Genomic DNA, 21540 nt, shown 5'->3' on the forward strand with positions numbered 1-21540 from the left:
TTATGCTTCGCTGGGCTCGTTCTCGGCGTCGCCTTCGGCTTCCGCCTCGACCTGCGGGTGTACGGGCACGATGGCCACCGTGATGTTGTCCGCCCCTCCGGCGGAATTGGCGTACGTGACCAGCGCGCGCGCCGCCTCCAGCAGTGGCCGTGGCCCGGTGGCCAGCCTCAGCGCGGACCGCACCGCCTCGCCGAAATCGGCCGGGTCGGTCAGGTAGTTCCACAGCCCGTCGCTGCACAGCACCAGGTGGCCGGGCGTGCGGGCGGTGAACGCGCCGATGTGCGGGATGATCGGGCCGGCGTCCGCGCCCAGCCAGGCGGTGATCGCGTGCGCCTTGGGGTCGTTCATCGCGACCCGCGGGTCGGCGCCCATCTCGATCACGTGCCGGGCCCAGGAGTCGTCCTCGGTGAGCTGCTCGGCGGGACCGCTGTCGCGTACCCAGTAGGCCCGGCTGTCGCCCACCCAACCGAAGCCGACGTGCGGTCCGCGCACGGCCGCCGCGACGATCGTGCAGGCCGGGTTGGAGACCGCGCGGCGCGGGTCGCCGGTGGCGGCCAGGGCCGCGACCGCCTGCCCGGCGCCCTGGATCGCCAGGCCGACGACCTCGGCGATCGGCAGCGCCGGGTCCGGCGGTTCGATCGCCTCCGGGCCGTCCGTCGCGTCCGCCCCCGGGGCGATCTCCGGCACGGCCGGGGCCGGCTCGGCCTGCTCCTCGGCGGCTCTCCGCCGGGCCGGCTCGGCGGGATGCTGGGCGCGCGCCATCAGCTCACCCGCCGCCTTGGCGGCGATGTCGGAGGCCGCGTCCGGGTCGAACGAGGACGAGACGCCGTCGCAGACCACCACGTCTGCCGCGTCCGCGCCGACCGCCAGCCACATCGCGTCCTCGTTGCGGTGATGCCGCCGGCCCCGGTCGCTGACCGCGGCGGCCACCACGTCACCGTCCGCCTCGGTGTGGTCGCGGGGCCGCCCGGCGAGCATCCCGCACTGCTCGCAGTACCCGTCCGGGCCCACCGCGCCGGCCGTCCCGCAGTGCGGGCACTCCGGGCCGGGCCGGGCGGCACCCTCCGTACCGCCGCCGGTCCCGCTCCCGGTCGTCTCCTCGCTCGTCTCCCCGCTCCGGTCGTCGGTCCCGCCCGCACCGTCGCCGACGGCGGCGGTCTCGTTCAGCGGGCGCCCGCACGCCTCGCAGAACGAAGCGCCGGAAGCGCGCCCCTCGGCGCAGGAGTCGCACTCGGTCAGAATCAACTTGCCTTCTCTCACAGACGGTGCCATCGGGGGTCAGGTACGCGTCCGCGGCCGGGCCGCGTTCGCCAGGTCGACCAGGCGGATCTTCTCCGGTCCGTGCGCGGCGCGGGCCATCTCCCGGTACGCGTCCTCCAGGGCGAACCGCACGTCTCTCTCGCCGGTGTCACCGGCGCGCGTCCCGCCGAGCACCGCGGCCGGCACCCGCATCCCGGCGCGCAGCGAGGTCAGCGCCTGCTCCAGCAACTCGGCGCGGAGCTCGGCGAGCTGCACCCGCTCCACCTCGAGCCGCTCGATCAGCGCCGCGGCGTCGGCCAGCGACGTGACGTCCACGGTGGCCGCCGGGTGTGCGCGGACCAGCGCCCGCACCGCGCCCACCTGGGAGATCGCGTACGCCGACGAGGTGCCGGGCACCCGCTGGTAGGCCTCCACCGCCCCGGCCCGGTCCCCGCCGGCCAGACGGCAGCGCGCCAGCCCGGCCGCGGCCGTCGTGTACGCCGGGTCGGTGCGGCTGACCACGTCGTAGTACCCGGAGGCGGCGGCGTGCCGGCCGGCCAGTTCCTCGGCGAAACCGAGCGCCAGCTGCGGCGCGAGCTCACCGGGCAGCGCCGACCAGACCGCGTCGAACCGGGCCCGCGCGGTGGCCCAGTCCTGCACGGCCAGCGCGAGCAGACCGTCGTACCAGGCCAGCCGCCAGTCGGTGCCGTCGATGCCGGCGAACCTGTCCCGGGCCTGCTGCGCGTCGCCGAAGAACCCGTTGCGCGCGCCCAGGTCGATCTCCGCCCGCATCGCCCGCAACCGCACCTCGGCGGTCTCCTGCGGCGCGTGCTTGAGCAGGGCCAGCACCTCCGCCGGATCGGTCACCGTGATCGAGGCGAGGAAGCCGGCCGCCGGGTCGGCCAGGTCGATCAGCGGGGTGGGCAGGTCCGGCCAGCGCGGGGCGTCCGACTTCAGGTCGGTGCGCAGCTCGCCGGTGAACACCTTGGACGGCGCCGGCTTCGGCGTGCCCTGCGCGGCGACCACCTGGCGCAGCACGCCGAGCATCTGCTCCTGCATCTCGCCCGCGTCCACGAACCGGTCGTCCGGATGCGGCCGGGTGGCCCGGTCGACGAGCCGGTGGAACGACTCGTGCCGCCGGTAGACCTCGAACGAGTCGCGGTCCGGCAGGCTCTCCTTGAACGTGCTCTGGTAACCGCGGAAGTCGGTGGTGAGCACCGCCAGCGTCCGGCCGATGGTGTAGAGGTCGGAGGCGACCGACGGGCCGTCGGTGGCCATCTCCGGCGCCTGGTACCCGACCGTGCCGTAGATCGCCGCCTCCTCGTCGTCGACGTGCACCACGCCGCCGAGGTCGATCAGCTTCATCTGGTCGCCGGACTGGATCACGTTGTCCGGCTTGAAGTCGCAGAAGATCAGGCCATGCTCGTGCAGGTAGCCGAACGCCGGCATGATCTCGATCAGGAACTCCAGGGCCTGGTCCAGCGGCAGCGGGTCGGCCTCCCCGCCGTTCGCCGCGCGGCGTTGCTTGAGCATGTCCTTGAGGGACTTGCCGCCGACGTACTCCATCACGATGTAACCGGCGCCGTCGTGCTCGACGAAGTTGTAGATCTTGACGATGTTCGGGTGCTCGACCTCGGCCAGGAACCGCTGCTCGGCCAGCGCGGCCGCCAGCGCGTCCTCGTCGCCGGAGTTGAGCAGGCCCTTGAGGACCACCCAGCGCTTCGACACGTTCAGGTCGACGGCCAGGTAGACCCAGCCCAGGCCGCCGTGGGCCAGAGCGCCGGCCACCTCGTACTGGCCGCCGACGACGTCGCCCTTGGCCAGCTTCGGGGTGAAGTTGAAGGCCTCCCCGCAGTGCGGGCAGAAGCCGGAGGTGCGGCCGGGGCGGTCACCGCGGGCACGGCCGACCGGGTTGTTGCACTTGGCGCAGTACCGCTTGGCCTCCGGCACCTCCGGGTTCGCCATCAGCGTGCCGGTCGGGTCGACCTTGGCGATCGGGGCGATCTCCACCAGGCCGCTGCCGAAGCGGCGGCTCGAACCGGTCCGGCCGCTGCCGCGGCGGCTGCCGCCGGTGCGGGTGGAGAGGGCGCCGGTGCCTGTGGTGCGCGCCGAGCTGTGGGTGGCGGTGGTCCGCTGCCGGGGGATGTCCACCCCGGCGCCGGCCGCGCTGACCGGGGCCAGGCCGCAGGTGTCGCAGTAGCCGTCCTCGATGGCGCCGTCGCAGCCGTCGCGCCGGCACGCGCCGCCGGTGGTCCCGGCGGCGGCCGGCGTAGCCGCCTCCTCGGCCGGGGTCGCTTTCTCCTCTTCGGCGGGGGTCGCCTTCTCCTTGGCCGGGGTCGCCTTCTCCTTGGCCGGGGCGAGTCCGCAGGTGTCGCAGTATCCGTCCTCGATGCTCCCGGGGCAGTTGCGCTGGCATCTCATGACCGGGCATCCCTCGCGATCGTGGCGGTGAGCATTTCCTGGTACGCGTCCACCGCCGCCCGGGCCTGCTCCAACTCGCACGGCGCGGTGTGCAGCAGGGCGCGGGCCCGCTCGGCGAGCGGGGTCAGCCGCGGATGTTCGCCCAGGCCGTGCCGCAATGCCTTGGCCTGGTACGCGCCGAGCCGGCCACGCAACTCGGCACGGTCGGCGAGCAGCCGCTCGTTGTGGGCGCGGACCACGGTGAGCGCGGCCAGCCGCTCCCGCGCCTCCCGGGACCACCGGGCCAGCCGCGGGCTGATCAGCGCCCACTGCCCGGCGGCCGCCAGCGCTTCGACGGCGGCCAGGTCGGGACGCAGGTTCACCGGCCGCACCGCGGCGATCTGCCCGGCCGGAAACCGCCCGTCCACCCGCTCACGGGCCTCCCGTGCGGAGCGTTCCGCCCGGTCCAGCTCGTCCGCCCGGCGGCGCGCCTCGGACAGCCGCCGGGTCAGCGAGTCCCGCAGCTCCACGGCCGAGGTGCGCTCCGCCTCGGCCCGCCGGATCAGCTCGCGTACCCGGTCCAGGATGGCCGGGTCGGCGCCGAGCGGATCGCCGGCCAGCGTGCCGGTCAACTCACCGAGCAGCCGGTCCGCCTGGTCCAGCAGGACGGCCGGGGCGCCCGACTCCCGGGCCCGCCGCAGCGCGGCGGCAGCGTCACCGGCGGCCGGCAGCAGCCGCTGCCACGCGTCGGCGGCCCGGGTGGCCACGTGCACCGCGGTGGTGAACGACCGCTCCATCGCGGCCAGCAACTCGGCAGGCGAGCAGGTGGTGGCGACCTGGCCGGCGCCGAGCAACCCGCGCTGGGCCAGCGGCACGGTCCTGGTGGAGAGCAGAATCGACGGGCCGAGCACCTCGTGCACGTACGTCGCGCGGTCGCTGTCGCTGAGCCGCCGCCGGCCGCGCAGCGACTGGGCGCGCGCGATCGACTCGGAGAGCATCCGGAAGCCGTCCCAGAGCGTGGCCATCGCGACGCTCGCCTGCGCCCACTCGGCGGCGGTGCGGCCGGTCAGCGTCGCGCTGTCCAGCTCCTGGCGGGCCGGAAGCTGGTCGAGCTCCACGAGATTGCGGGACATCGCCTCCACCGCGGTCTCGAGGCGGGCCAGTTCGGCGTCGGCGGGGGCTACCGAGGGGGCGGTCATCGGTACTGGGCCGCCGGTGGCTGCGGGACCGGGCCGAACCTGCCCAGCCACTTCTCGTAGCTCTTCGCCCAGGTCCCGTCCCGGCGCGCCTGCTCCAGCACGCCGTTGACGAATCGGGTGAATTCCGGGTGCTCCTTGCTGATCGCCATCCCGTACGGCTCCTGGGTGTATCGCTCGCCGATCACCTTCGCATACGGGTCCTGGGCCGCCATCCCGGCCAGGATGGTGTCGTCGGTGGAGATGGCGTCCACCTCGTTCTGCTGGAACGCGACCAGGCAGTCGCCGAAGTTCGCCTTGGCGACCGGGATCGGCCGGCTCCGCACCTTGCCGATGTTGTCGTACGACGTCGAGCCGGCCGCCGAGCAGACCCGCTTGCCGCCCAGGTCCTCGATGCTCTTGGCCGTCGAGTTCTTGCTGACCAGCACCTTCTGCCCGGCCTCGTAGTAGATTGTGGAGAAGTCGACGTCCTTGAGGCGCGCGCAGTTGGCGGTCATCGTGTCGGCCACCAGGTCCACTTCGTTCTTCAGTACCACGTTGATGCGCTGGTCGTACCCGATGACCTTGATCTGCAGTTTGCCCGGGTCCCCGAAGACGGCCTGGGCGATCAGCCGGCCCAGGTCCACGTCGAAGCCCTCGACCTGGCCGGTGAAGGGATTGCGTGAGCTGAACAACAACGTGTCCTGGCTGGTGCCGAGGATCAGGCGGCCGCGCTTGCGGATCTGTGCCATCCAGGTGCCGTCCGGCATCCTCCCCGGCTGCGGCAGCGCGCCGGTGGGGCGCAGGCTGGCCCGGGGGTTGCAGCTCCCGGCGGTCTTCCTCGACGACTCCCCGGACGGTTGCGCCTGCCCCGGCGCGGCCTGGGTGAGCCCCGGCCGCGCGCTGTCCGCGTCGTAGCGCGGCGACGAGTCGCCGGAGCAGCCGGCCGCGGCGAGCAGCAGGGCAACGGTCAGAACCAGTCTGGTGCGCATCACCGGTACTCCTCCAGACGGGCGCGGATGCCGATCGCGGCGAGCGTGCAGGCCGCCAGCGCGAGCAGCGGGGCCAGCACGGTCAGCAGGTCCAGTCCGGCGCCGGCGTCGCCGATCTCGCCGGTGAAGGCGGTCTTGCGATCGGTGATCGCCTGGTCCAGCGTCCCGGTCAGGTCGTTGAACGTGGTGGTGGCCCGGTCACCGACGGCCAGCGCCACCGCCCCGTCGTAGTCGCCGCCCTCGGCGTCCAGCCGGCGCACCTCGTCGTGGGTGGCCAGGTAGGACTGGTGCAGCGTGCGCGCCTGCTCGACGTACCGCCGGACGGAACTCAGCCGGGCGTCGTCGAAGTCGATGGCGGCGGTGGCCCGGTCGAAGTCCGCCTCCCGGTCGGCGGAGCCGCGCGCCGCCAGGGTGAGCGCCTCGTCGGCCCGCTCGGTGAGCACCAGGATCCGCATCCGGGCCAGCGACTCGACCGGGGCGGAACCCTGCCGGGCCGCGCTCTCCAGGCGCGCCCGCTGGTTGGCGAAGAGCGTGCCGGTGGCCAGCACCAGCAGCGCGAACAGCCCGGTGGCGGCGACCAGCGGGACGTTGAACGTGCGGTGCGTGGTACGGCTCAGGTAGATCTGGGTCCAGAACAGCGCCGCGCCGAGCGCCACGACCAGCACCAGCAGCAGGATCAGCCACCAGGAGCTGCGGGCCGCGTCGTACCCCTCGTCGATCTCGCCGGCGGCGATCCGGAACAGCGCCTCGGCCTGCGGCTGCAGCGTGTCCCGGCTGAGCTGGGAGGCGGCGGACAGGTAGGAGGCGCCGAGCGGCAGGCCCTGGCGGTTGGTCGCGCGGGCGGTGGCGACCAGCGCCGAGTACTTCGCGATGCCGGTGGACAGACCCTCGACCGCCCGGCCCGCCGCGCTGTCGTCCGGGACCAGCCGGGCGGCCCTGGTCAGCGCGGTGCCGGCGCGGGCCAGGTCGCCGTTGTAGCGCTCGGTCAGGGTGGCCGGCTCCAGGCCGCCGGCCAGGAATGCCTGGGCCGCCGTGGTGTCCGCGTCGGCCAGTGCGGTGTAGATGGTCTCGGCCTCGACCAGCAGCGGCTGGGCGCGGTCGCCGAGGCCCGCGGTGCCGGCGCTGGCCGCGTGCGCGGTGAGCCCGCCGACCAGGCCGGTGAGCAGGCCCAGGGCGAGCAGGGCGGCGAGGATCAGTTGCAGGCGGCCGGGGGAGTGGTGGCGCAGGCCGCTGACCCGCCGCAGCAGGCCGCGGGACGGCGGCGAGTAGGGCGAGGCCGCCGCCGGTCGCTGCTTCTGCTCCTCCGGGGGACGCTGTCGTTCCGGGGGCCGCTGCGCCAGGACTGTGGTCACGCTCGCCTCCTGTACGCCGGGGGTGCCTGCCCGTCCACTGTGCGTCACCGGTGCAAGCGATCACGGCGGGCCTGCGTGGTGCGAGTCTAGGGAGCAGCAGCGCCCGGCGGGTATCCGCTGGGCGCCGCTGTTCCACCGGTTGCTAACTCAGCTCACGCTTGAGCAGCTTGCCGGTCGCGGTCATCGGCAGCGACTCGACGATCTTGACGATCCGCGGGTACTTGTACGAGGCCATCCGCTCCTTGCCCCAGGCCACCAGCTCCTCCTCGGTGACGGTGGCGCCGGGATGGAGGATCACGAACGCCTTGACCTCCTCGCCGTGGCTGGGGTGCGGCACGCCGATCACCGCGGCCAGCGAGACCGCCTCGTGGCCGATCAGGACCTCCTCGATCTCCCGCGGGTAGACGTTGAACCCGCCCCGGATGATCATGTCCTTGGCCCGGTCGACGATGTAGTAGTAGCCGTCCTTGTCGCGTCGGGCCAGGTCCCCGGTGCGGAACCAGCCGTCGCGCATCACCTCGGCGGTCGCCTCCGGCCGGTTGTAGTAGCCGTTCATGATGTTGTGGCCGCGCACCGCCACCTCGCCGATCTCGTCCGCGCCGCCGACCGTGTTCCAGTCCGGGTCGATCAGCTTGACCTCGACGCCCCAGATCGGGATACCGATCGAGCCGGGGCGTGGCTCGGCGCCCGGGTCGCTGAACGTGGCGACCGGCGACGTCTCGGACAGCCCGTACCCCTCCAGGATGGTGACCCCGAAGCGCTCCTGGACAGCCTTGATGATCTCGACCGGCAGGCTGGAGCCGCCGGAGACGGCGACCCGCATGTTGCGCGCGATCCGCTCCACGTCGACGTCCTCGCCCAGCGCGTTGAGCAGCCCCCAGTACATCGTCGGGACGCCGGCGAAGAACGTCACGTTCTCGCTCTGCAGCAGCCGCACCGCGGCGTTCGCGTCGAAGCGCGGCAGCAGCACCAGGGTGGCCGCTACCGAGAAGCCGGCGTTCATGTTCACCGTCGAGCCGAACGAGTGGAACAGCGGCAGCACCAGCAGGTGCGTGTCGGTGGCCGGCTGCGAGGCGAAGAGACGGTTGCAGGTCAGCGCGTTGAGCACCAGGTTCGAGTGGGACAGTTCCGCGCCCTTGGCCTGACCCGTGGTGCCGCTGGTGTACAGGATCACCGCGGCGTCGGTCTCCGCGCGCAGCACGGTCTCGAAGACCGGCCCGTGCCCGGCCAGCGCCTGCCCGAGCGTCTCGGCGCCCTCGATCGGCGAGGCGGCCGCCGGGTCCGCGGTGATCAGGAAGAAGTGCTCGCACCCGTCGGCGCCGCCGAACCCGGCGTGACCCTCGGCGCCCATCGGCAGCTCCGGGGTGCCCTGGAAGCAGAAGTACGCCTTCGCCTCGGAGTCCTTCAGGTGGTACGTGATCTCGCGTCCCTTGAGCAGCACGTTCAGCGGGACGACCACCGCGCCGGTCTTGAGGATGCCGTAGTAGACGATCGGGAAGTAGGGCAGGTTCGGGCAGGAGAGCGCGACCTTGTCGCCCGGCTGGATCCCGCGCGCCACCAGCAGGTTCGCCACCTGGTTCGCCGCCGCCTCGACGTGGGCGTAGGTGAGGCGCTGCGCCCCGAGCACGACGGCGTCGCGGTCGGGGTGGCGGCGGGCGCTGTCCTCCAGCAGAACGGAGAGGTTGAGCATCCGTTGGGTTCCCTTCAGGTGGTGCCGTCGGTTGGTGCTGGTGGTTGCCGCCGGCCTTGGTGTCTTCCGTCCGCGCCGGCCCCGGCGTCCGCTTCCGTGTTGGCGTCCGCGTCCGCGTCCGCGTCGGCGCTGGCCTCGGCGTCAGCGTCAGCCTTGGCGTCCGCTTCCGCGTCGGCCCCGGTTCCGGCGTCCGCCCTCGCCTTCGGCCTCCGCCTCGGGTCTGACCTCGGCGTTGGCTTGGGGTTGTGACGGCGGTCTCATATCAACATGAGTGGCCCCTGAGGCGGAACCACCGTTCCGGCAGAGTTTTCGGGAAGCCGACGCGTGTTTCCCGGCCGGGATTCGTCAGCTCGCCGGGTTTTGTGCCGATGGCGTCGGCGTGGGAATTCCGGTGATGGAAGCAGTACACGTCGGCCGTCAGCCGATCTTCGACGCTCAAGGCTCTGTCGTAGCCTTCGAGCTGCTGTTCCGTGGCCGGATGAACGACGTCGCGTCGGGCCGGCAGGACACCTATGCCACCAGCACGGTGATGATCAACGCGTTCACCGAGTTCGGCATCGCCGAGGTGGCCGGCAACCGCCCCTGTTTCATCAACCTCACCAGGGAGTTCGTGACCGGCCGGCTCCCGTTGCCGTTCGGCCCCGAGCAGGTGGTGCTGGAGGTCCTGGAGACGGTCGCGGTGGACGACGAGGTGATCGAGGGAATCACGTCGCTGGCCGAGGCGGGTTACCGGATCGCCCTGGACGACTTCGTCTGGGGCTCCGGCCACGAACAGCTGCTCGGTTTGGCCTCCTACGTCAAGCTCGACCTGCTGGACGGCGACCTGAGCCGCCTCGACGAGATCGTCGCCGCCTGCCGCAAATACCCGGGCATCCAGCTGGTGGCCGAGCGTCTGGAGACCGAGGCCGAGGTCGCGATCGCGGACCGCTACGGGATGGAACTGCGCCAGGGGTACGCCCTGAGCCGTCCCCAGGTGCTCAGCACGCCCAGCCTGTCCCCGTCCCGCCTGCGCCGTCTCGAGCTGGTCGCCGCCCTGATGTCCCCGGACGTCCCGCTGGATAAGATCACCTCGATCATCGTCAGCGACCCGGCCCTGGCCCTGCGCGTCCTGCGGGTCAGCAACTCGGTCGCCGCCGGCGTGGTCAGCCGGATCTCCTCGGTCCGCCAGGCCGTCATGCTGGTAGGTCTCACGCGGATCCGCCGCTGGGCCACCCTGATGGTGGTCGACGACGTGGCCGAGGCCCCCGAGGAACAGCTGCTCACGGCGCTCACCCAGGCCCGCCTCTGCGAGAACCTGGCCGCCCGATTCAACACCGACCCGGGCGCCGCCTTCGTGGCCGGCCTGGTCACCGGCATGGCCCGCCTGATGGGCTTCACCCCGGCCGCGATGGCTGAACAGCTCCCGCTGACCGCCGACGTCTCGGACGCCCTCACCGTCGGCACCGGCCGCCTCGGCCAGGTCCTCAGCGCCGTCCGGGCCTACGAATCCGGCGAGCCGGGCTCCGAGGACCTCGCCGTCCCGGCCCTGGACGCCATGCGCTGGTCCACCCGCACCCTGACCGCCGCTCACCGCTTCAACCCCAGACGCCGCCGCTGACCTATCTGCCGTGGAAACACCCCGGCTGCCCCCACGTCCCGGCCACCCCCGGGTCATCGGGCCAGGCCGGGTCGGCGCAACACCGGTACCGCTGTGGCCCCCACCGCGAGCAGCGCGCACAGCGCGGTCACTCCCAGGCCGGCGTCCCACGGGATCATCAGCGCCACTTTCCGGCCCAGTTCGTCCTCGACCGCTGCGCGCACGCCGGCCAGCGAGAACACTCCCACCGCCCCGCCCAGCAGCGCCCCCACGACCGCGGCCAGCACCGCCTCGGCCGTGGTGACCCGCAGCACCTGGCCCAGTCCGGCCCCGGCCAGCCGCAGCGCACGGAACTCCTGCCGGCGTGCCGCGGTGGCCATCAGCAAGGTGTTCGACACCGCGATCGCCGTGTACCCGGCGGTCAGCCCGATCAGCACCCGGAGGAAGAGGTCCACCAGGTCGCCCTCCTCGGCGACCTGTTCCTCCGCGTAGCCACGAGCGGTCATCACCCGCGCGCCAGCGGCCGGCCGCGGTTCCCCGGTCAGCACGACCATGCTGGTCAGGGCATCAGGATCGTGCTTGCGAACCAGGTCACGGGGAAGCACCACAGGCGCGGCGGCGCCGGCGTCGATTCTGCGCACCGGGAGCGACGTCTGCGCGCCGTCCGCGAACCGCAGCGTGATCGCCGATCCGACCGACGCTCCCACCTCGCCGGCAGCCTCCGGGGTCAGTGTGACGGCCGAGCCCGCGATGCCGGCCGCGTACTCCCCGGTGGTCGCCGCGCCGTGCGTGACCAGTACCCGGGTGTCGAGCCGCGAACTGCCCGCCTGCCCGCGCACGGCGGCCTCGCTCAGCCCGGGAGTACCGTCGGGGGCCAGCACGGTAGCCGCCGGGATGTCGGCGGCCTCGTCGACGCCGGCGGCCTCGTTGATCGTCGCCACCATGCCGACGAGCAGTACCGTCATACCCACGGTGACGAGGACCGGCGCGGCCGTCGAGGCGACCCGCCGCACTCCGGTCAGCGTCCCCTCCCGGACCACCATCCCGGTCGCCGAACCCCGCCACGGAGCGGTCACCAGCCGCACCAGCGGTCCGATCACGACCGGAGCGAGCAGCGCGGCCGCGGTGATCAGGAGCATCGCGGCGCCCATCCCGGCGGTCGTCTTGCTCTGCGTGGCCATCGCCGGCATGGCTGCCAGCAACGCCGCCCCGCCGGCCGCGCTGAGCAGGCCGAACACCCACCGGGCCGGAGTCATCGAGCGGGTCTCGGCGGCTGCCTCCCGCAGCGCGGCCAGCGGCGGCACCCGGCTCGCCCGGCGTGCCGCCACGGCTACCCCGGCGAGGGCGACGATCAGGCCGAGCAGAATCGCTCCACCGGCCGCGGCCGGCTGCCAGGTCGCCTCGAACCCGGGCGGCTCCAGGTCGAGGTCGGTCATCGGCCGGGCCAGCAGAGGCGCGAGCGCGGACCCCACCGGAGCACCGACCAGACCCGCGAACACGGCGATCAGCGCGGTCTCGGCGTACATCATCCGGCGGACCTGGCCCGGAGTCGCGCCCGCCGTCCGCAGCAGTCCCAGCTCCCGTCGTCGCTGCGCGGCGGTCAGCGCACACGTCGAGGCGACCACGAACACGGTCGCGAAGGCTCCCAGGGTGACCATCGCGATCAGCAGCTGAGCCCCGATCCAGCGGATCCGGGTCACCTCAACCGGCTCCAGGGCGGCGCGCTCCGGTCCCGCGCGGACCGTTCCGGCCCCGCCGATCCGGGCTTGCGCGCCGTCCGCCACCTGCTCTTGATCACCGGTCACGGTCAGGCCGATCACCCGTACGCCGGAAGCCCGCGCCAGCGCGTCATCATCGCTCACGTAGAAGCCGGGCCCGTCGGTCGTCCCGGTGACCGTCCACGTCTCCGGCCCGACCGCGGTGAGCACCTCGATCGTGCCGCCAGGGACCAGGCCCGCCGTGGCGCCGGCCTCGTCCGCCGGGGCGCCGACGCTGACCTCGCCCTGCGAGGCGCCGACGACAACCTCGCCCTTCTTCGCCGGTGCGTGGCCCGTGGCCAGCTGGTATCCGCCCAGCGCCGCTGACGACCAGGAATGACCGGCCAGCCGAGCCATCCCGTGGTCGGCCGTGCCCTGCCTCTGCACGTAGAAGAAGGGGTCGGGGATCGCGGCCGTGATCCGTGGATCCTGCTCGAGCCGTCCGGACACCTCAGCCAGCTCGTCCGGGGTCCACGAGCGGATCTCGGGCTCGCCGTAGTCGTTGATGCCCACCGACGGCGCCTGCACCATCACCGGCGACGCTCGGTATCGCTCCGGCGGCTGCGGCCGCGAGGACAGATAGAGCGTCACCGAGCCGGCGACCACGGCGACTCCCAGCGCGATCGCCACGAACGTGCCGGCGAAGCTCGCAAACCGGTGCCGGACCATCGCCCACGCGGTCACCGGGCCGACTCCTCGAGCCGGGCGGTGTGCACCGCGATCTTCTCGGCGCCGACCGGCCCGGCCACGTCGTCGACCACTCGGCCGTCGGCCAGGAACAGCACCCGGTCGGCGTGCGCGGCGGCCACCGGATCGTGGGTGACCATCACGATCGTCTGACCGTGCCGGTCGACCGCGGCGCGCAGCAGGCGCAGGATCTCCAGCCCGGATCGCGCGTCCAGCGCGCCTGTCGGCTCGTCCGCGAAGATCACCGCGGGCCGGGTGACCAGCGCGCGGGCGATCGCCACCCGTTGCTGCTGGCCGCCGGACAGCTCCGTGGGGCGGTGCCCGGCGCGCTCGGCGAGACCCACCTCGGCCAGCATCGCGGCCACCTCGCCGGGCCGCGGCCGGCGGCCGGCGAGGCGGAGCGGGAGCACCACGTTCTGCGCGGCCGTCAGCGCCGGGATCAGGTTGAAGGCCTGAAAGACGAAACCCACCCGGCTGCGTCGCAGCCGGGTCAGCGCCCGCTCGCTCAGGTCCTTGACCGGCACGCCGTCGATCAGCACCTCACCGCTGGTCACCCGGTCGAGCCCCGCCGCACAGTGCAGGAGCGTGGACTTCCCGGAGCCGGACGGCCCCATCACGGCGGTGAACGTGCCCGGGTCGAACCGTGCGTCCACCGCGTCGAGCGCGGTGACCGTGTTGTCGGCCTGGCCATACCGTTTGGTGACCGCACGGATCTCCACAGCGGCTGTCTCTGCTCGCGTCGTCATGGGCATCAGCCAACCGGGTCGCGCGGCGCGGCACATTCACGCAGGAGTGAGGATCGAAGGTAACGCCAGCACTACCGACGATCGTGAATCGCGCCGGTACCGTGCCACACATGCCGGTCCGCAACGCGCTCGAGGCGCTCACTCTCCGGCCGACCGTGTTCCTGCGGTCGGCCTGGCCGTGGCGTTCACTGGTCTATCTGGGCGGCGGCGCCATGCTCGGGTGCGTCACGATGCTCTGCGTGGTCGTCCTGGTGCTGGCCGGGGCCCTGCTGTCGATCGTGGCGATCGGGCTGGCGGCCTATGTGGCGACCGTGCTCTCCGGCATCGTGGTGGCCCGCATGGAGCGGCGCCGGATGCGCCTGGTCGACGACGACACGCTGCCCGACCCGCACCGGCCGGTGTTGCGGCCCGGTGTGCGGGCCTGGTTGTCCGTCCGTCTCCGCGAGCAGGTCACCTGGCGCGAGCTGGGGTACGCGATGCTCTCGGCGAGTCTCCTGTGCTGGATGGACTCCCTGGTCATCGGCGGGGTCGTCTACGAGGTGATGACCACCCTGGGCGCGCCGTTCTACATGCACGACGAGCCGATGTCGTCCCGGCTGGCCCTGGCCGCGGCGGGGATTCCGCTCACGCTGGTGCTGGCCTGGCCGGTGACCGCCTGGGCCGGAGCGCGGGCCGCGATGGCGCGGGCGATCCTGGCGCCCCGGGCGCACGACGCCAACGAGAAACTGATCGAGGTGACCCGGTCGCGGGCCCGGCTGGTCGACGCGTTCGAAGTGGAGCGCCGCCGGATCGAGCGGGATCTGCACGACGGCGCCCAGCAGCGGTTGGTGGCCATGCGCCTGCAACTGGGCATGGCGCGGTTGGAGATGCCGCCCGACAGTCCAGCCGAGAAATATGTGTTGGAGGCGGAGAATCTGGCGAAACAGGCGCTGACCGAGATCCGCGAGCTGATCCGCGGCGTGCACCCGAAGGTGCTGACCGATCGAGGCCTGCCCGCGGCGGCCGGCGAGGTGGCGTCGACGGCGCCGCTGCCGGTCCACCTCAAGTTCTCGCTGCCCGGCCGACTGTCCAGCGCGGTGGAGGTGGCGGCCTACTTCGTGATCGCCGAAGCGCTCACCAACGTGACGAAGCACAGCGGCGCCGCCCACGCCGCCGTCAATGGCCGGGTGGAAGAGGGCCGCCTGGTGGTGGAGATCTGCGACGACGGACGGGGAGGCGCTGATCCGGCCGCGGGCTCGGGCCTGCTCGGGTTGGCCGATCGTGTCGCGGTGGTCGACGGCACGGTCGCGCTCGCCAGTCCACCCGGCGGCCCTACGACGCTGCGCGTCGAGATTCCGCTCTCACCGGACGAGCCCGCGCTCAGCGGCTCGCCGCCCGCCGCGCGCGGTGCGCGGGCACCGTAGGTGTGGACATGAATGCCGCCAGGTCGCCGAGTGTGCTCCCCGTTTCGGTTCGCCGGTCATTCCAGACCGCCAGGTCAGGTTGCGCCGCACTCGGCGATGGCGGTCGGCGGTGGCGCGGACAGCGGGTGGCGGCGATGGCGGTGGCTGCGGTGTTGCGGACAGCGGGTGGCGGCGATGGCGGTGGCGGTGGCTGCGGTGGCGCGGACAGCGGGTGGCGGCGATGGTGGCTGCGGTGGCTGCGATGGCGGTGGCGTGGGTGACTGTGGGTGCCGGCGGCGGGATCGTGCATCGGCGGCGGGCGTGGGGGCTGTGGCGCGAGGACAAGGTGGACGGGACTGGGGTGCCGGGGTGAGTGACGGGCTGCGGGTGGTGATCGCCGAGGACGGGGTGATCGTCCGGGAGGGCGTCAGCGGGATGCTGCGGCGCTTCGGGCACGAGGTGGTGGCCGCGGTGGGGGACGCCGAGAAGCTGCGTGCGGCGGTGGCGGAGCACCAGCCCGACGTGGTGGTCACCGATGTGCGGATGCCACCCGGGTTCAGTGACGAAGGGCTGCAGGCGGCCATCGCCCTGCGGGCCGCGGACCCGGAGTTGCCGGTGCTGGTGCTGAGTCAGTACGTGGAGCAGACCTACGCCGCCGAGCTGCTCGACTCGGGGCGGGGCGCCGGGGTGGGGTATCTGCTCAAGGACCGGATCGGTGAGGTGGTGGAGTTCGTCGATGCGCTGGTGGCGGTGGCGCGGGGGCGGACCGTTGTCGATCCGGAGGTGGTTCGCCAGTTGCTGTCACGGCGTCAGGCGCCGCTGTATCGGCTGACCGCGCGGGAACGGGAGGTGCTGGCGCTGATGGCGGAGGGGCGGTCGAACACGGCGATCGCGCGGGCACTGGTGGTCTCCGAGGCGGCGGTGGCCAAACACATCAACAGCCTGCTGACCAAGCTGGACCTGCCACCGGATGCGGACGATCACCGGCGGGTGCGGGCGGTTCTCGCCTATCTGCGCGGGTGACAGGAGCAGGCGGCGCGCTGACCGCCGAGCGCTACCCCGTACCGGGATGATGGGCCGCGCCCTGGCCAGGGGCGGGCTGGCCTGGGCCACGCGCTGTGGGTATCGGGGGCGCACGGGGAAGTGTTCGTGTGGCGTTGATCTGGGCGCTGCTCGATGGACCCTCGGGCATCGGTCCGGGATGCGGAAATCCCTCGCGACGATCAGTGGCCCCGCGTCCTGAGGGGGAGGGCGGCCGTGCCGGAACCACGGTCTGCGGACCGGGATCAGCGGCCGGTGACCGCATTGATCGTGGCGAGCAGGCCGGCGGACAGATCGTAGCGATCCCGCGGGACGACCTGCGGGATCCCGGCGCGTGGTCCGGGCGGCGGGACCGGTGCGGGATTCCGGCGGTACGGCGGCAGCGCCGCGATCTGCACGGCCAACTGCCCGGGAAAGTCGAGCCGGCCGCCGTCCCGGGCGCCGGCGAGGTGCAGCAGCAGGTCCATGCCGGCCGGCTGTTCCGCGTCCCAGCCCGGGAACACCGTCTTGAACTCGGCATATCCATGCGGATCGGTCACCTGGGCGCCGCGCAGCGGCTCGCCCGGCGCGGACGGCGGGCGATGAGTGATCTCCAGGACCGCGCCGGGCAGTGGCCGGCCGGCCGCGTCGAGAACCCGGATCCGCAGCATCATGAGCACGCCGCCGGTGGCCGGCGCCAGCTCGCGCCGCACCGTGAACCGGCGGTCCGGGGCGGCCCGCACGGGGCTGAGTCGGCAGATCGCCGGCGCCTGCCCCGGGAGATCCAGGGTGACTATGCCGCGCCGGTTCAGCACCGGCGCCGCGGCGCGCTCCTCGTGTCCCATCCGTCCCACCGTCCCCCGCCGTTTACACCCGAATGATCATTGCAGGGCGGAAAGACTTGGATATGCCGTTTTCCGGAAATGGTGGAGGGGGATCGATGGCGTCGGAGCGCTGCTCAGGCGGCCCGCAGGTGCGCGAGCACGAGGGGATCGATCGACCCGGGCACAAGGCGCATCTCGAGGTTCTCGATGCCGGCCCAGGAGGCGAGCGCCTCGTCGAGGTCGGCGTCCTGGTGACCGAGATCGTTCAGACGCTGGCGTACCTCGGTCTCCAGCGGCCCGATCAGCGGCATCAGCAGCGCGGGGTCGGGGCGTTCGAAGTACAGGGTGTGCATGGTCAGCAGCCGGGACAACTCGGCGACCGGATCGGGGTGATCGTCGACGCGCAGGTCGACAAGGACGTCGCCGGTCCCGCCGTACCCCAGTCCCTTGGCGACCACCAGCAGCGCCGCACTCTGCCGCCCACGCCGGTCCCCACCCGCCTGGTCTCCGGCGCGCAGCGCCGCCACCAGCCGATACGCCAGCCGTGACTCGGACGCGGAGCCCAGCCACGCGCTCTCCATGTCGCCCACGACGGCCGGGCCGGCCAGCATGTTGCCCTGGATCGCATAGCCGTCCCCGGCCGTCCCGCCGGCCCACGGGTGGCAGTCGTCGCCGGTGAACGTGGCCCCCTCGCCGGACACGCCGACCACCCCGACCTGGCGGTGCCCGACCGGCCCGTCGTCGCCGGCGATCAGCGCCTTGACCGCGAAGCCGGCCGGCACCCCGGAGGAGAGCAGGGCCAGGCCCTGCGGGCGGTAGGCCAGATTCGCGTACGACTGGGTGGCCAGCGCGCCGACATCGGCCAGCGCCGCCGGCACCGCCGCGCCCACCCCGAGGAACTTGCTGGCCACGGCCACACCCAGGGCCGCGCCGTCCGCGGACCGGCCCACGATCGAGAACGTCATGAGCGGCACGTTATCGGAGGTTGCGGGCAACGTTCCGACGCCACCCGGCGCGACTTCCTGGCCCCGGCCGGCCGCGGCGCGCTGTCCGTCCCGGTGCTCGCCGGCGGTCGGGTCGGGGCCGGACGCCCGCGCTCACGCCGCGAGCGGGCTGCCGGTGATCCGCTCGGCGACGGCGACCTGGTTGCGGCCGGCGTGCTTGGCCGCGTACAGCGCCCGGTCGGCGGCCAGCACCAGTTCGCCGACCGTCGCGCTGGACGGCATGCCGGCCACGCCGACCGAGACCGAGACGCGCGCCAGCTGGCCGTCGCCGACCGCGATGGGCGCCGCCGCCACGCCGCGCCGGACCCGCTCGGCGATGTCCAGCGCCTCCGTGGGGCTGGTCGCCGGCAGCAGCACGGCGAACTCCTCGCCGCCGTAGCGGGCCACCACGTCGCCGGGGCGCACCAGCTCGCGCAGCCGGTGGGTGACCTCGACCAGGACCCGGTCGCCGCCGGCGTGCCCGTACGTGTCGTTCACCCGTTTGAAGTGGTCGATGTCGAGCAGCAGCACGCCGAGCGGCAGGCCGTTGCGTCCGGCGCGGGCGGCCTCGTTGCCGAGCGCCTCCTCGAAGTACCGGCGGCTGCGCAGACCGGTCAGGCCGTCGGTGATGGCGGCCAGGCGTTGGGCCCGGACCAGGCCCGCCATCCGGGCGAGCACCAGCAGGAACAGCACGATGCAGACGGCCGCGGCGGCGATCACGTGCGGGCGGCGGTCGGTGACGTACTGGATCAGCAGGGATGCCGGGGCGGTCACCGCGGCCAGCGCCAGCACGGCCAGGCGGCTCGTGGTCGCGTCCGGCGTGACCGCGTTGGACTGCGTGATCATCTCGGCCGCGGAGGGGTGGATCACGGCGGCGGCGAACATGAAGCAGCCCGCCATCCAGATCGCGTCGAGGAAGTTGGCGACGTGGTAGGTGCCGTTCAGCGACTGCACGCTGTAGAAGGTGTCGGCGAACAGCACCGTGCCGAGGTAGCCGGCGACCAGGCGCAGGGCGAAGCTGCGCGGCCCGGCGCCGAGCACCAGCCGGGCGCCCACCATGATCAGCATCAGGTCGCCGACCGGGTACGCCGCCGACACGAGCTTGGTGAACGTGCCCGGGGTGACGCTGACCGTGGGGCCGATGATGTACTCGTACACCAGGTAGCCGGCGCCCACCGCGATGATCGCGGCGTCGATGGCGCTGGCGCCGTCCCAGCCCGGCGTGCGCCGCCGGATGATCAGCAGCAGGCCCGCCGCCATCAGCGGGTACGCGAGCAGGTAGCCGATGTCCGCGACGCTCGGGTAGGCGACCTCCTCGTTGACCAGCGCCAGGAAGTAGAACGTGATGTCGGCCACCATGCCGGCCAGGGCCGATCCGGCCATCAGCAGCATGATCGGCCGCAGCTCCCGGTTGCGGCGGGCGGTCACCAGGGCGCACGCGGCGAACGTGGCGTTCGCGCTGACGTAGAGCGCCACCTGGGTGCCCGGCCAGAGGCCGAAGTGGACCAGCAGGTAGTACGCGGCGATGGCCAGCGGGGCGGCGGCCAGGCACACGTGCCAGCCTGCGATACGTCTGGCCGCTACGGCGCTCACGGCATTGGTCATGTTCCGAAGAGTGCCGATCCCGCGGTGCGATGCCGGTGCCGGCCGGGTGCGGTTCAGGTGCCGGCAGCGTCCATGACCGCTTCCCGGTGCGCCACCGGGTCGGGCAGGCCGCCCAGGCAGTCGTCGTACCGGACGCGGAACGCCGCGGTGGCGCGGCCCGACCAGGAGCCGGCGCCGCCGGTCGGCTCCGAGCGAAGGCGTCAGCCGGGCTGACTGACCCGTTCTCCCTCCTGGCCGCACCGCCGCTGAGGCGGTCGGGCAGAATCGGGGGCATGCGGCAGGCACGGGTGGATCACGGTGTGGTCAGCGGAACGTTCAGCCTCGACGGCCAGACCTTCGACGTCGACAACAACGTCTGGGTGGTCGGGGACGACACCGAGTGTGTGGTGATCGACGCCCCGCACGACGCCGACGCGATCCTGGCGGTCGTCGGCGACCGCCGGGTCAGCGCGATCGTCTGCACCCACGCCCACGACGACCACGTCCGGGTCGCGCCGGCCCTGCGCGAGCGCACCGGCGCGCCGATCCTGCTGCACCCGGCCGAGCGGCCGCTCTGGGAGCTGACCCACGGGAGCGACGTCACCTGGGACTCCGATCTGGCCGACGGCGACCGGATCGAGGTGGCCGGCACCGCCCTGACCGTGCTGCACACGCCGGGCCACGCGCCCGGGGCGGTCTGCCTGTACGCCCCGGAGCTGGGCTGCGTCTTCACCGGCGACACCCTGTTCCAGGGCGGTCCCGGCGCGACCGGCCGCTCCTACTCCGACGCCGGCCTGATCGTCGCGTCGATCGAGGCCAAGCTGTTCACCCTGCCCGGCGCGACGGTGGTTCACACCGGGCACGGCGACGACACCACTATCCAGGCGGAGAAACGCTGACCACGCCCGGGTTGGCCGCCAGGAACGACGCCACCCGGTCCTGTACGACAGCGGCGAAGAACGGCCGCACCGTGGCCGGCAGCTGCTCGCCGCGGTAGGTCCCCTCCTCGAACAGCGCGAACCCGGGCAGCCCCACCGAGTTCATCTCCCTGACCCGTAGCGCCCGCAGCGCCTGTGCCCACGCGGCGAGGTCGTGCCCGCCGCCGACGAAGGTCAGCGAGCTGCCGACCGCCGCGGTGATCTGGGCCAGTTTGCCGGGCTCGGTGAGGATCTTCCGCTTCATCTTCTTCGCCAGCGCCTGTACGAACTGGCGCTGGTGCCGCTGCCGGTCGTAGTCGGAGTGCGGCAGGCCGTAGCGCTGCCGCACGTAGTCGAGGGCCTCCCAGCCGCTGAAGTGCACCGGTGTGGCGCTGCTCGGGTAGGTCTTCTGCACCCCGACATACGGCCGGTGGCAGTTGTCGTGGCCGGGGCACTGCGGCAGCCGGTCCCGCATGGTGCCGTCCGGTTTGCGGTGCTCGCTGACCACGTCCTGGTCGACCGGCACGCTGATCCCGTCGATCGCGTCCACCAGCCTCCGGAAGCCCCCGAAGTTGATCACCGCCCCGGCGTCGAACGCGCTGATCCCGGTCACCGCGCCGACGGTCCGCGCCAGCAGCTCGAAGCCCTGCGCCGGGTCGTACCGCCGCTCACCGATCCGGCTCCCGAGCGCCATCGCCGCGTTGATCTTCGTGCGCTGCGCCGGGCTGCCCGACCTGGGGAACGCGGGGATTTCCACGACCAGGTCACGCGGGATGGAGAACAGGGTGGCCGCGCCCCGGTCCGCCGGGACGTGCACCACGATGATGGAGTCGGCCAGCGGCGCGGTGTGCGCGTCCCGCGGGTCGATGCCCACGAGCAGGATGTTGAGCGGGCCGCTGATGGTGACCGCGGCCAGCCCGGCGGCCGCCGGGCTGCCGGCCATCAGCAGACATCCGAGCCCCATCGCGAGCCGCGCCCGCCACGGCATACGGGCCACTCCGGCAACCCTCGTAACTCTGGTCATTGGGGGATGGTGGCAGCTTTTGGTGCGTTATGTGGCCGTATCACGGAATCACCACGACCGGCCAGCGGGCGGCCCGTACCAGGCCGGTCGCCACCGAACCGCCCAGCCGGCGGCGCCGCTGCTGGGGCGTCTCCGGCGCGACAGCGGCCGGCGACGGGCACCTCGAGCCCTTGCGTCCACGCTCGACGCGGC

The 21540-nt window shown here is 73.0% G+C and carries 16 protein-coding genes; 4 read left to right on the forward strand and 12 right to left on the reverse strand.

The annotated features are described in order from the left end of the window. From Asi03nite_RS03920 to Asi03nite_RS03945, 6 genes are all read right to left on the reverse strand, one after another. Positions 1-1245, reverse strand: coding sequence for a PP2C family protein-serine/threonine phosphatase (locus tag Asi03nite_RS03920; protein ID WP_239102362.1), 1245 nt, complete (start codon positions 1243-1245; stop codon positions 1-3). 33 nt (positions 1246-1278) lie between these two features. Further along, the gene (locus Asi03nite_RS03925; RefSeq protein WP_239102363.1) at positions 1279-3660 is read right to left on the reverse strand and encodes a serine/threonine-protein kinase; all 2382 of its coding nucleotides are present in this window, start codon (positions 3658-3660) and stop codon (positions 1279-1281) included. Continuing rightward, entirely contained in the window at positions 3657-4838 is a 1182-nt protein-coding gene (locus tag Asi03nite_RS03930; RefSeq protein WP_203677004.1) for a hypothetical protein, read from the reverse strand. The genes Asi03nite_RS03925 and Asi03nite_RS03930 overlap by 4 nt, the downstream gene beginning before the upstream one ends. Next, on the reverse strand, positions 4835-5806 hold the full coding sequence (locus Asi03nite_RS03935; RefSeq protein WP_203677005.1) for a glutamate ABC transporter substrate-binding protein: 972 nt from the start codon (positions 5804-5806) through the stop codon (positions 4835-4837). Before Asi03nite_RS03935 ends, Asi03nite_RS03930 begins: the two co-directional genes overlap by 4 nt. Then, positions 5806-7158 carry a GlnX family signal transduction membrane protein gene (locus tag Asi03nite_RS03940; RefSeq protein WP_239102364.1) on the reverse strand — a complete coding sequence of 451 codons (1353 nt, stop codon included), beginning with the start codon at positions 7156-7158 and terminating at the stop codon, positions 5806-5808. Before Asi03nite_RS03940 ends, Asi03nite_RS03935 begins: the two co-directional genes overlap by 1 nt. A 142-nt stretch (positions 7159-7300) precedes the next feature. Then, the gene (locus Asi03nite_RS03945; protein WP_203677006.1) at positions 7301-8848 is read right to left on the reverse strand and encodes a long-chain-fatty-acid--CoA ligase; all 1548 of its coding nucleotides are present in this window, start codon (positions 8846-8848) and stop codon (positions 7301-7303) included. 394 nt (positions 8849-9242) lie between these two features. On the opposite strand from Asi03nite_RS03945, the gene Asi03nite_RS03950 reads away from it, so the two are divergent. Then, positions 9243-10445, forward strand: a complete 1203-nt coding sequence (locus tag Asi03nite_RS03950) for an EAL and HDOD domain-containing protein (protein ID WP_203677007.1) — start codon at positions 9243-9245, stop codon at positions 10443-10445. A 53-nt stretch (positions 10446-10498) separates the two neighbouring features. Here Asi03nite_RS03950 and Asi03nite_RS03955 read toward each other — a convergent pair whose 3' ends face one another. Next, positions 10499-12865: an ABC transporter permease gene (locus Asi03nite_RS03955; RefSeq protein ID WP_239102365.1), complete on the reverse strand. Its 2367-nt coding sequence runs from the start codon at positions 12863-12865 to the stop codon at positions 10499-10501. Then, positions 12862-13620, reverse strand: coding sequence for an ABC transporter ATP-binding protein (locus tag Asi03nite_RS03960; RefSeq protein WP_373872085.1), 759 nt, complete (start codon positions 13618-13620; stop codon positions 12862-12864). Before Asi03nite_RS03960 ends, Asi03nite_RS03955 begins: the two co-directional genes overlap by 4 nt. Before the next feature lie 104 nt (positions 13621-13724). Between Asi03nite_RS03960 and Asi03nite_RS03965 the strand changes: the two genes are divergently transcribed. Further along, positions 13725-15017, forward strand: a complete 1293-nt coding sequence (locus Asi03nite_RS03965) for a sensor histidine kinase (RefSeq protein WP_203677009.1) — start codon at positions 13725-13727, stop codon at positions 15015-15017. A 348-nt stretch (positions 15018-15365) separates the two neighbouring features. After that, complete coding sequence (locus tag Asi03nite_RS03970; RefSeq protein ID WP_203677010.1) at positions 15366-16019, forward strand: response regulator transcription factor; 654 nt, start codon at positions 15366-15368, stop codon at positions 16017-16019. Between the two features lie 263 nt (positions 16020-16282). Here the strand turns inward: Asi03nite_RS03970 and Asi03nite_RS03975 are convergent, their stop codons facing one another. The 3 genes from Asi03nite_RS03975 to Asi03nite_RS03985 form a co-directional block, all read right to left on the reverse strand. After that, positions 16283-16861, reverse strand: coding sequence for a peptidase associated/transthyretin-like domain-containing protein (locus tag Asi03nite_RS03975; RefSeq protein ID WP_203677011.1), 579 nt, complete (start codon positions 16859-16861; stop codon positions 16283-16285). Between the two features lie 113 nt (positions 16862-16974). Continuing rightward, the gene (locus tag Asi03nite_RS03980; protein WP_203677012.1) at positions 16975-17805 is read right to left on the reverse strand and encodes a DUF1028 domain-containing protein; all 831 of its coding nucleotides are present in this window, start codon (positions 17803-17805) and stop codon (positions 16975-16977) included. Positions 17806-17937: 132 nt separating this feature from the next. After that, positions 17938-19428 (reverse strand): GGDEF domain-containing protein, encoded by a 1491-nt coding sequence (locus tag Asi03nite_RS03985; RefSeq protein WP_203677013.1) that lies wholly within the window; start codon positions 19426-19428, stop codon positions 17938-17940. A gap of 272 nt (positions 19429-19700) precedes the next feature. Between Asi03nite_RS03985 and Asi03nite_RS03990 the strand changes: the two genes are divergently transcribed. Next, positions 19701-20306 carry an MBL fold metallo-hydrolase gene (locus Asi03nite_RS03990; RefSeq protein WP_203677014.1) on the forward strand — a complete coding sequence of 202 codons (606 nt, stop codon included), beginning with the start codon at positions 19701-19703 and terminating at the stop codon, positions 20304-20306. Here the strand turns inward: Asi03nite_RS03990 and Asi03nite_RS03995 are convergent. Continuing rightward, positions 20284-21312 (reverse strand): LCP family protein, encoded by a 1029-nt coding sequence (locus Asi03nite_RS03995; RefSeq protein ID WP_203677071.1) that lies wholly within the window; start codon positions 21310-21312, stop codon positions 20284-20286. The two genes, Asi03nite_RS03990 and Asi03nite_RS03995, sit on opposite strands and share 23 nt — an antisense overlap. Between the last annotated feature and the right edge of the window lie 228 nt (positions 21313-21540).

It is taken from the genome of Actinoplanes siamensis, from assembly GCF_016862395.1.
In the GTDB taxonomy this organism is placed as follows: Bacteria; Actinomycetota; Actinomycetes; order Mycobacteriales; family Micromonosporaceae; genus Actinoplanes; species Actinoplanes siamensis.

Coding starts and splice junctions, on each gene's coding strand:
- Asi03nite_RS03925 (WP_239102363.1), bottom strand. CDS start 3,660: ATGAGATGCCAGCGCAACTGCCCCGGGAGCATCGAGGACGGATACTGC.
- Asi03nite_RS03930 (WP_203677004.1), bottom strand. CDS start 4,838: ATGACCGCCCCCTCGGTAGCCCCCGCCGACGCCGAACTGGCCCGCCTC.
- Asi03nite_RS03935 (WP_203677005.1), bottom strand. CDS start 5,806: ATGCGCACCAGACTGGTTCTGACCGTTGCCCTGCTGCTCGCCGCGGCC.
- Asi03nite_RS03945 (WP_203677006.1), bottom strand. CDS start 8,848: ATGCTCAACCTCTCCGTTCTGCTGGAGGACAGCGCCCGCCGCCACCCC.
- Asi03nite_RS03950 (WP_203677007.1), top strand. CDS start 9,243: ATGGAAGCAGTACACGTCGGCCGTCAGCCGATCTTCGACGCTCAAGGC.
- Asi03nite_RS03960 (WP_373872085.1), bottom strand. CDS start 13,620: ATGCCCATGACGACGCGAGCAGAGACAGCCGCTGTGGAGATCCGTGCG.
- Asi03nite_RS03965 (WP_203677009.1), top strand. CDS start 13,725: ATGCCGGTCCGCAACGCGCTCGAGGCGCTCACTCTCCGGCCGACCGTG.
- Asi03nite_RS03975 (WP_203677011.1), bottom strand. CDS start 16,861: ATGGGACACGAGGAGCGCGCCGCGGCGCCGGTGCTGAACCGGCGCGGC.
- Asi03nite_RS03980 (WP_203677012.1), bottom strand. CDS start 17,805: ATGACGTTCTCGATCGTGGGCCGGTCCGCGGACGGCGCGGCCCTGGGT.
- Asi03nite_RS03985 (WP_203677013.1), bottom strand. CDS start 19,428: ATGACCAATGCCGTGAGCGCCGTAGCGGCCAGACGTATCGCAGGCTGG.
- Asi03nite_RS03990 (WP_203677014.1), top strand. CDS start 19,701: ATGCGGCAGGCACGGGTGGATCACGGTGTGGTCAGCGGAACGTTCAGC.
- Asi03nite_RS03995 (WP_203677071.1), bottom strand. CDS start 21,312: ATGCCGTGGCGGGCGCGGCTCGCGATGGGGCTCGGATGTCTGCTGATG.